General features: G+C 45.6%; 11 protein-coding genes and 1 tRNA gene. 4 read left to right on the top strand and 8 right to left on the bottom strand.

The window, feature by feature from the left end:
• Positions 1-188: hypothetical protein (locus J7J01_05155; protein MCD6210268.1), on the top strand; the 188-nt coding region annotated here is incomplete at its 5' end.
• A 224-nt stretch (positions 189-412) separates the two neighbouring features.
• Here J7J01_05155 and J7J01_05160 read toward each other — a convergent pair.
• From J7J01_05160 to J7J01_05180, 5 genes are all read right to left on the bottom strand, one after another.
• Positions 413-889, bottom strand: coding sequence for an AsnC family transcriptional regulator (locus J7J01_05160; GenBank protein ID MCD6210269.1), 477 nt, complete (start codon positions 887-889; stop codon positions 413-415).
• Positions 873-1415: an AsnC family transcriptional regulator gene (locus J7J01_05165; protein ID MCD6210270.1), complete on the bottom strand. Its 543-nt coding sequence runs from the start codon at positions 1413-1415 to the stop codon at positions 873-875. Before J7J01_05165 ends, J7J01_05160 begins: the two co-directional genes overlap by 17 nt.
• A 10-nt stretch (positions 1416-1425) precedes the next feature.
• Positions 1426-2484 (bottom strand): radical SAM protein, encoded by a 1059-nt coding sequence (locus tag J7J01_05170; protein ID MCD6210271.1) that lies wholly within the window; start codon positions 2482-2484, stop codon positions 1426-1428.
• A 440-nt stretch (positions 2485-2924) separates the two neighbouring features.
• Complete coding sequence (locus J7J01_05175; GenBank protein ID MCD6210272.1) at positions 2925-3260, bottom strand: hypothetical protein; 336 nt, start codon at positions 3258-3260, stop codon at positions 2925-2927.
• Between the two features lie 28 nt (positions 3261-3288).
• Positions 3289-3816: a THUMP domain-containing protein gene (locus J7J01_05180; protein ID MCD6210273.1), complete on the bottom strand. Its 528-nt coding sequence runs from the start codon at positions 3814-3816 to the stop codon at positions 3289-3291.
• A gap of 68 nt (positions 3817-3884) precedes the next feature.
• Here J7J01_05180 and J7J01_05185 point away from each other — a divergent pair, with 68 nt between their 5' ends.
• Complete coding sequence (locus J7J01_05185; protein ID MCD6210274.1) at positions 3885-4280, top strand: toprim domain-containing protein; 396 nt, start codon at positions 3885-3887, stop codon at positions 4278-4280.
• On the opposite strand, the gene aroD is transcribed toward J7J01_05185, so the two are convergent.
• Positions 4260-4997 carry a type I 3-dehydroquinate dehydratase gene (aroD, locus tag J7J01_05190; GenBank protein ID MCD6210275.1) on the bottom strand — a complete coding sequence of 246 codons (738 nt, stop codon included), beginning with the start codon at positions 4995-4997 and terminating at the stop codon, positions 4260-4262. The genes J7J01_05185 and aroD overlap by 21 nt on opposite strands.
• Positions 4998-5048: 51 nt before the next feature.
• Between aroD and J7J01_05195 the strand changes: the two genes are divergently transcribed.
• Positions 5049-5119: transfer RNA gene (locus tag J7J01_05195), tRNA-His, on the top strand.
• A gap of 249 nt (positions 5120-5368) precedes the next feature.
• Positions 5369-5602: a hypothetical protein gene (locus J7J01_05200; protein ID MCD6210276.1), complete on the top strand. Its 234-nt coding sequence runs from the start codon at positions 5369-5371 to the stop codon at positions 5600-5602.
• A gap of 52 nt (positions 5603-5654) precedes the next feature.
• Here J7J01_05200 and larB read toward each other — a convergent pair whose 3' ends face one another.
• Positions 5655-6452: a nickel pincer cofactor biosynthesis protein LarB gene (larB, locus tag J7J01_05205; GenBank protein ID MCD6210277.1), complete on the bottom strand. Its 798-nt coding sequence runs from the start codon at positions 6450-6452 to the stop codon at positions 5655-5657.
• 15 nt (positions 6453-6467) lie between these two features.
• Positions 6468-8894 (bottom strand): right-handed parallel beta-helix repeat-containing protein (locus J7J01_05210; protein MCD6210278.1); only part of this gene is annotated, 2427 nt, incomplete at its 5' end.

The raw sequence follows: 8894 nt of genomic DNA on the forward strand, positions 1-8894 counted from the left end.
TTACAATCAGGTTAATTATGAGAGACTATGACCGAAGAAAAGGAGCGGAAGACTATAACAAATTACAAATTGCATACCTAAAAGACCTTTTTGAGGTTTGCTCGCGCTTTGTTATAACGGGAAGGGAGATAAAAGCGCTCGTATTGCCGAAGAAGATGGAGGTTGGTATCCCTGATTATCAGATATAATCGAGGCGAAAGTACCCGATTCGAATCTTCAATTTTGCATCCTTTAATCAGCACACTTATGAGGACATTCTCTTGATCTCCCACAGTGATAGCTCACTTCACTCCAGCAATAACAATTGGGGTGCACCCCATCTTTTTAGCTGAACAGTAATCGAATAGTAGCTCAGCTTTTTATGTACATCCAATCCCATCTTGCAGTGCGAAATCAAAAAAATGCATTGCCATCATAAGGGATGCTTAACACTTGTTCTCTTGAACTGTTCATTGCTGAACATGATTATATAATCTTTGATCCCAATAACATCAGACATTCGATTCGCAAATCGCTCTACTGACTCCCGATTATAGCCATGAACGACCGTAAAGAGGTTGTGTTCCCACTTACCCGGGATGACCACCCGTTCATAGCAGTGAGTCACTTCCTTATAAGAGGATAGTATATTCCCTATACGTTCCACGAGCTGTTCCGGTACCTTCCATGCCACCACCGCATTTGCCACTATTCCTATCTTGCGCTGATTTACAGAGATGCCAAGCCTCTTAATCACTCCAGTACTTTTCAACCTCTTCAACCGGGCTATTACCTCCTCCTCTGTTAGCCCTATCTGGCCGGCAATCACTTTGAACGGCTCTTTATCCAGTGGTATCCCATCCTGCGTTATACGTAGAATTGCCTGGTCGATATCATCCACTATCTGCAACACCCCCCTTTTCACCTGTATCTGTATCTGTGTCTGTGTCTGTGAATTTAAATCTGACATCAATCTTGAATACGCGAGTGGTAGGGAGATCAAGAACATCAGAATCGGGTATTCCTGCCCTCCTCTTTATCTCCTCCACAGTGGCTCGCAGGTTCTTATCACCACATGCCGTGACGGTGAACCAGAGGTTATAATCATGTTCACGACGATAATTGTGTGTTACACTCATATATTCATTAACGATACTAACGACATGATTCATCTTATCCTCGGGCACTTTCATAGCTATCAGGGTTGAGAAACAGGTACCGAGTTTCTGGGCATCGAGAATGGTGCGCAGTTTACGAATGACGCCCTCGGCGTAGAGCCTCTTCACCCTTGCAAACACCTCATCCTCTGTTAGCCCGAGTTTGTTAGCCAATACTGCGTATGGATGGCTTTCTAAAGGGAAATCATCCTGCATCAATTGTAACAGTTCCTTATCTTTCCTGTCCAGTTTCAGCTCCGGCTTCAATTGTTTTATCACCACCTCCACCTCATGGAATATATGGACACCATGGCTCTTCAGCTAAATAATCGCCTTTTGACTCCTCTGGCTCGTGTAAACCACCACAGAAGTCCACAAAACCCGTTAGGCCATAAGCTCGTGCGCGACATCCACCACAGATAGTACGATATTCACATATACCACACTTGCCACCCAATCGGTCGAAATCGCGTAGCTCGTTTAATACCGGTGAATTGAACCACACATCTTTAAATCTCGTATCGCGAATGTTACCCAGTTTTAAAGGCAGATAGGGGCACGGCGTGATTTCTCCTGTTGGATATATGCGGCAGTAATATAGACCAGCGATGCAGCCACGAGTCCATCTACTCACGTCCAATCCTTTTTGTGATGCGATTCGCATAAATTGTGGTGCGCATACCGGTCGGACATCCAGTTTGTACTTCGCATCTGCTATAATGTCCAGCACCCGCTCTATCATCCGCTCGTACATCTCTGGTGATATATCCTTTATCTCAACCCCCCTGCCCGTGGGTACGAGGAAGAAGAGATGGAATGCACTTGCACCCTCCTTCTCCGCCAGTGCCATTATATCCTCAATCTCATCATAGTTCTGCTGTGTTACCGTAGTGTTCACCTGGACAGATATACCATGCGCTTTACATGCCGCGATACCATCCAGTGCCCGTTTCCAGGCGCCATTTAAACCTCTGAACGCATCATGGCGCTCCGGTACAGCAGAATCAATACTGATAGCAACAGCTTTTACCCCACTTGTTCTCAGTTCAGCGGCAACAGAATCGGTAATCAAAGTGCCATTGGTACCCATAGCAACGATTAAACCCTTCTTAGATGCATACCGTGCAAGCTCAAAGACATCATCTCTGAGTAACGGTTCACCACCACTCAGTATGAGGATAGGCTTGCTCACTTCCACGATCTGGTCAATTAGCTTTTTCCCCTCTTCTGTGCTCAATTCGTCTCTCGTTGCTCTCTCACGTGCATCTATGTAGCAATGTGGACAGTGGAGATTACACCGGAAGGTCATATTCCATGATATCAGCCGTGGTACGAATTCCCGCTTCATCTTCTCATCTGAATCTTTTGAGTATATCCTATATAAAAGCCGCATTTTTTGTCTCTTTCTTACTCTCTCAGGTAACTTTTATCTGACGATTCTCACCGGGTTTTCCTGCCCACTGCCAGCTCTTACCGAAATCAGGAGAAAAACTGAGGGTATATTCAAACGCACCGGCTCCTAGCGGTTTTAGCCGGCACCTGTAAAGTCACCTGGAAACTGTCTCCTTGCTTGATATTCACCACATCATCAATAGCATGTGTATCCTCGACCGGGATGCCTCCTTTTCGTTTGAGTGCTTTGACTCCTGACTGCTCACGCAACTTCACTATCGTCTGTAATAGTAAATTCTGGAGACACCTTTCGGAGGGAGAGCGGTCCGAGGTTCTCCACCTCTACCTACCGCCAGTTCAGATAGCGATAACTTCGGCTTACACTTATGTTCATCTTCATCCATCGTTCATCATCGCCCTCTCGATTTCATTTTGCCATTTCCTGAATTTGCTTAATATCGCTCTCGCCTCTATCATGGTGAACGGGACTCCACGACTGAGGACAGTCTCACGATATCGCCTCATATCAGCAGCGATATGCACAAATCGCCTATCCTGACTCAAAAACGCCTCCATTATCGGAAGTACCTCTGGCATTCTATCCACGTTGGAAAGCCACATATCCATCAGGAATGCAATTGTATCTTGTAAATCAGGTAATTTATCCAATATATACACCGTCCTGAAACGCTTCCCCCTAACTAAGAGTTCGTCGTGAAATACTATGTCCATTTCCACATTCCTTATTACTTTTATTCTCTTATTTTATCCTTATCACCCTGTACTTGTTCCTCATCTCTTTTGTTATGAATCCAAATCCACACCTGTTACCCACAATCTCAATTGCTATAAGCTTATCAGGATTCTTAAGATTTACCTTCGGCTTACGACCGTATATCTTCTCCAGGAGGTCGTAGAAGTACCCGCCGACCTCTCTTTCCACAGCCTGGCTGGACACCTTATCCTTCATCCCGCGCCTCTCTACACGGAATCCAAAGGTGTCACCAGGATCAAATTCATCTATATATCGCTCTATTCTCCTCTTCAATGTCTCTATTAAATTATCGGGAGAGACAAAGAACGTATCGTCAATGGGTATCACCCTGCTCAGATGTGCATACTTCTTGCCCTCTGCATCCTCCAGGAACTCCACTATGTCATTCACGTTCCCTATCAATACATCTCTGAATCCAGAGGGTTCAAAATCGCCATCCTCGCTCAGTTCCTCCAGTAACTCCTTCTCCATGTTCCTCTCCGCCACCACCAATACGTTCCAATTCTCCATCATCTCACATCCATAGATTTTTAATCATTGAAATAAAATAAATTTTGTCTTGTGTTTTGTGTCTTGTCTCAATGAACAGAGCAGAACGAGCAAGGGACTATGAAGCTTATGTTGAGCTGTGCAGTGTGGTACAGGAGATGGACGATTTTGTAGATGCGATAGTTGTGGAGGGAGTGCGAGATAAGGAAGCACTGGAGGAGCTGGGTGTGACGAAGGAGATAGCGATGTATTCAGTAGGATTCAGCTATGCGGGTTTCGTGGACTACTTGATGAGCAGGTACAGGCGCGTTACGATACTCACGGACTATGACAGAGCGGGAAAGAAGCTGAACAAGCGATTAACGGCAAGTCTGGAGCGCGAGGGTGTGAAAGTGGAGAACCGGTACAGAGATAGGATAGGCAAGATATTGTGCGTTCGGGGTATCAGGAATATAGAATCAATAACATCACTGACGAAGAGGTTTTAGTTTGTCCAGCATGTCTCTCAGCTCATGGACGCTGAATTGTCCGGGAGCTACAGCCTCGTCTTCTATAAACCCATAAGTCAGGACTGAGCCATATAAAGGTGCTATTACACGCAAATGCCTTCCCCAGTCCCCCATTCCGATAGTAATCAATAGCTGACCATGACCATCGCTCGACACCTGATGTGTTAATTGAAGCAGGTTTAAAGTATCATATGGTGTTCCTGGTGTGACAGCGATCTTTGCAATGCTCCCGCCTGCGTTATACATGGCATCAATAAGCTCCAGGATCTCGGCAGGGGCGGGCATACCGGAGAAATCGTGGAACGATAGAATAACAGGGATATGGTGCTTCTTTGCTTCCTCTATTATCTCGTCTCTGCCATCTGCAAGAAACTCGATGTCAACGGCATCCACCATCTCAGTAGCCATTATACTGCGAAGAATCTCAATCCGTTCATCTTCGGTGCCTGTGAAAGAACCGCCCTCTTCTCTTCTCCTGTTTGTTATGATCACAGACATATTTAAGCTCGTAAGAAACTCCTTCACTTTCTCTATACTCCGCTCTTCAGGCTCTAAAAGGTCTATTCTAAGCTCTATTATCGCTGCACCACTCGCCTCTGCACGTGCTGCAGCATCTATTGAGAGCCGCTTCAGCACTGCTGCTATAACCGGTGCATGAGGATAACCCAATTCCACATTACCTATCTTCTTCAACATCCTTAAATAAATATGATATTGTTATTGTATTACTATTAAGTATCATTGATAGCCGGGGTGTGGTAGAGGTATCCCTTGGGACTGTGGATCCCAAGACCTGGGTTCGAATCCCAGCCCCGGCCTTCACCCTATCCTTATCATATACAGTTATACACTTCAGAAACAATGAATCCACTTTTTCAATATCTTGTGCACTTTCTTCGCTATCCTTTGAAGATATCCTAAACATTTGGAATAAATATTGAACATTCGCTGGAAATAGTTGCAGTTGTACAGAGAGGAGCAATGGACACAGACGGGAGTGATGGAGAAAGCGTCAGAGCTGAAAAACAGCTATAAATGAAGTCTGACAGCAGGAAAAGAACGTGGAAATGGTAAAGGAGAAGCTGAGGCAGGAAGGTATAAGGGTGGTTGCAGAGGATACGAGCGGTAATTACGTACGAACCATTAAGATTGACACCTGCACGGGGGAGATTGAGCGTGAAGACGAAGGACGGGGTACGGATTATAGTTATATAATGCACAATAACCCTCTAATCGTATTATATAGCTACATAAAAAACCACAAGATTGACATAAGAAGTTATAATTATTGTAAATTGTGAAAATCCGTGTAATCTCGTGGTTACAAAAAGGAGCTATACAAATGTCTCTAATCTAATCTTCTCTTCTTCTGTTTCTGTTTCTGTTTATGCTTCTCACGCATTTTGCCGCTATGATCGCAGCACCTACGCCATTGTCTATATTTACCACCGCCAATCCGGGCGAGCAGCTCTGTAGCATGGATAGAAGCGCAGCAACACCCTTACCACCAAGACCATAGCCAACAGATGTTGGTACTCCTATCACAGGCACATCCACAAGGCTCGCCACCACCGAAGGTAATGCACCATCCATACCAGCAACCACGATTATCGCTGCTACATTTACCTCCATAAACTGCTCAAGTGGCTCCGTCAACCTGTGTATGCCCGCAATGCCTACATCATACGCTTTCAGCACTTCGCAACCACAAGCTTCAGCAACCATTCTTGCCTCCTCCGCAATCGGGATATCAGCAGTACCAGCCGCGATAAGACCTATTCTGCCAAATTTATGCTTGGAAGACTCATAGTCCGCTTTCTTCACCAGAATCGTCTTCGCTAACCCGTTATGGTCAACTACAAAACCTTCTTTTCCTAATCGCGTCGCTATATCCTCAGCAACGTTATCATCCAGCACCCGGCTTATCAATGCGAAACCATGCTCTCTCGCGAGTGTAATGGCAATTTCAATCACTTCATCACTCCTCTTACCCTCGGCGAGGATTATCTCTGGAATACCCGTTCTGTGTGCTCTATCGGTATCTACTCTGGCAAAGTCCCCCACTGCTCTTATGCCTTTCAAGTTCAGTGCCCTCGATGCCGCCTCTATGCTTAGCTCACCAGTTGCGACTCGCTTCAGTATCTCCTGCATCACCCTGCCCCTACCCTATTCTCTCAATCTTGTCTTCACAACAAATACCAATACCACAAGAAGAATAGCTACAAGTGCAAGCAAATATTCAAATCCTACTGCCCTTGGTGTGGGTGTGGATGTGGACGGCACTGGTGTCGGGGTTATGGCAGGTGCTGGCACTGGCGTAACTGTGGGTGTGGGTGCAGGTATAACAGTGGGTGTTGAGACGGGTAAAGGCGTGGTTGCGCCAGGATAATCAGTAGGGTCGCGCCAGTCCGTTCCCGCGAGTATCTCTGCTATATCTGAGTATCCATCGCCATCGGTATCCCTGGATGCACCACCGCCGCCACCGCTTCCTGCTCTAATTATCCTCTTTTCTTCCTTCTCCTTCACTCTTATCCTCGTACTCAGGTTGTTATTGCTCTCGTTCGACTCCGCTATTTTATTAGAAGAATCGGCGAACACGCGAATGTTATGCTCTCCTGCTGCATCCGGTTTCCACGTTATATTGATAGTACGATAGGAGAGTGCTGCGACCGAGATATTGCTCCTGGTTTCTATGAGATGATGGTCAACGAAGAACGACACGGAGAAATCATCTGCACCAATCCAGCCATCATTATTGATAACCGCATGGATTGTAGTACCACTTCCAACAATAGGCTCTTCTGGTGTGGATGCGAGCTCAACAGGCCGCAAATCGGGCTTTCCCTCCACTGTTATTGCTATACCCGCCGCGTTATTCGATTCATTTGATTCCCTGATGACATTCCCGGAGTCCAGAACAACTCTGATGCTATGGTTGCCCGGTGTTGCAACCCAGTTAATGGCAGCAACGCTGGTTGAATTCGCGTTTACCGATAACGTGGTAATACCAATGATAGAACTGTCATTAAAGAAAGTGACCGAGAAGTTATTTGCTTCTGCTCCTCCTGTATTATGCACAGTTGCGTTTATATTTACTTTTATGGACTCAGTTCCTGCTCCTGCCCCTGCTGGTATGAAGGATATATCAGAGGAATTGAGCGTGAGGTCTGGCAGTATCACAGGACCGCCACGAGTGATGATTATCCCATTCTTTATTCCATCTTCGTCTCCCACGCCACCATCTATGAGTTCAATTGTCACTAAATTATCACCATCATTATCGCCCATGGGTATCTCAAACCATTTATTTTGGGAACTGAATATCCAGAATTGCGAGTTCGCAGGCAGACACAGCGGGAGTTTGATTGTCACCGTTAGGCTATCGCCAGGCGAAAAGCCTGAGATGGTGAAGTTGAAGAGTCCATGCGGAAAGATAATATCAGATGGTGGTGGAGATTCACTCATTGCCTGAACAAAGTAGCCCTTATCAATACAGAGGGATATTATCCCGGTACCGGTGGCATTCTCAAATGTAACTTCCTTATTCTCCAGCAGATATACCCAGCCGTTCTTCTTCATGAACGGGTAGTAATCATAATAATGCGGTATCCTTGTATCACCGATGCCGTCCCCTGATATCGCATGCTTGCCTGTGCCATTACCATTGTCAATGCCAGTGTAATCAGACCAGTAGTTACCCTCAAGGAGAATAGGATGAGACCAGTAATTTGCATCCCACCTGTCGTCCCGGGCATTGACACCAACACCAGTTCCACTGATAATGAAATTATTGTGATAAATCCTGTTATTCCACGATTGGCTCAGGTAGATACTGTAATTGGTGCTCATATAGATCGTATTATTCACGATCTTGTCTGTGTTGGTACAAAGCAGATAGAGCCCGAGGTTGTTTGATTCAATGACATTATTCAGGAGTTCGCAATTGCTGCTGCCCCAGAGCTGGATACCGAATTTGTTTGCACTGATTACATTATCCATAACTTCACAGTTATTGGCGATCTGCAGCATGATGCCACAGGCTGTATTCCCCGCTATGTGATTCCTGACTATTCGCGCGTAAGAGCCCACACTCACTACAATGCCATTATTATTGCCTGTGATATAGTTGTCAGAAATGTTGGAGCGGGCACTGACGATGTATATCCCGGCGGTTCTGAACCTGTGTGCGTATATGTTAGTAGCACCTTTTATCGTAAAGCCCATTATATCCACATCATCCGCAGCAACATAGAATACATGTTCGTAGTCACGTGCTGCCTGAACAATTGTACTCCCATATCCACTCTCAGACCGGATTGTCAAATTTGCCACGTTCACAACCAAATTCTCGATATATGTACCCGGCTTAACAATAATGGTATCACCCGGAGAAGCATTATCAATCGCATCCTGTATATCAGCAAAATCAGCGTCCCCCTTGCCCACATACCAGATCCTGCCCCCGCTTCCATTTAGTACTGCTTCTTCACCTGTTACTGTTACATCCGTAACGCTTTCGTTTTCACTTTCGTTTTCATTATCGCTTATCGTTTTCGCTTCTTTAAAGAGATAAGGGCATGATATACCGCTGCT

Source organism: Methanophagales archaeon, from assembly GCA_021159465.1.
Classification (GTDB): domain Archaea; phylum Halobacteriota; class Syntropharchaeia; order Alkanophagales; family Methanospirareceae; genus G60ANME1.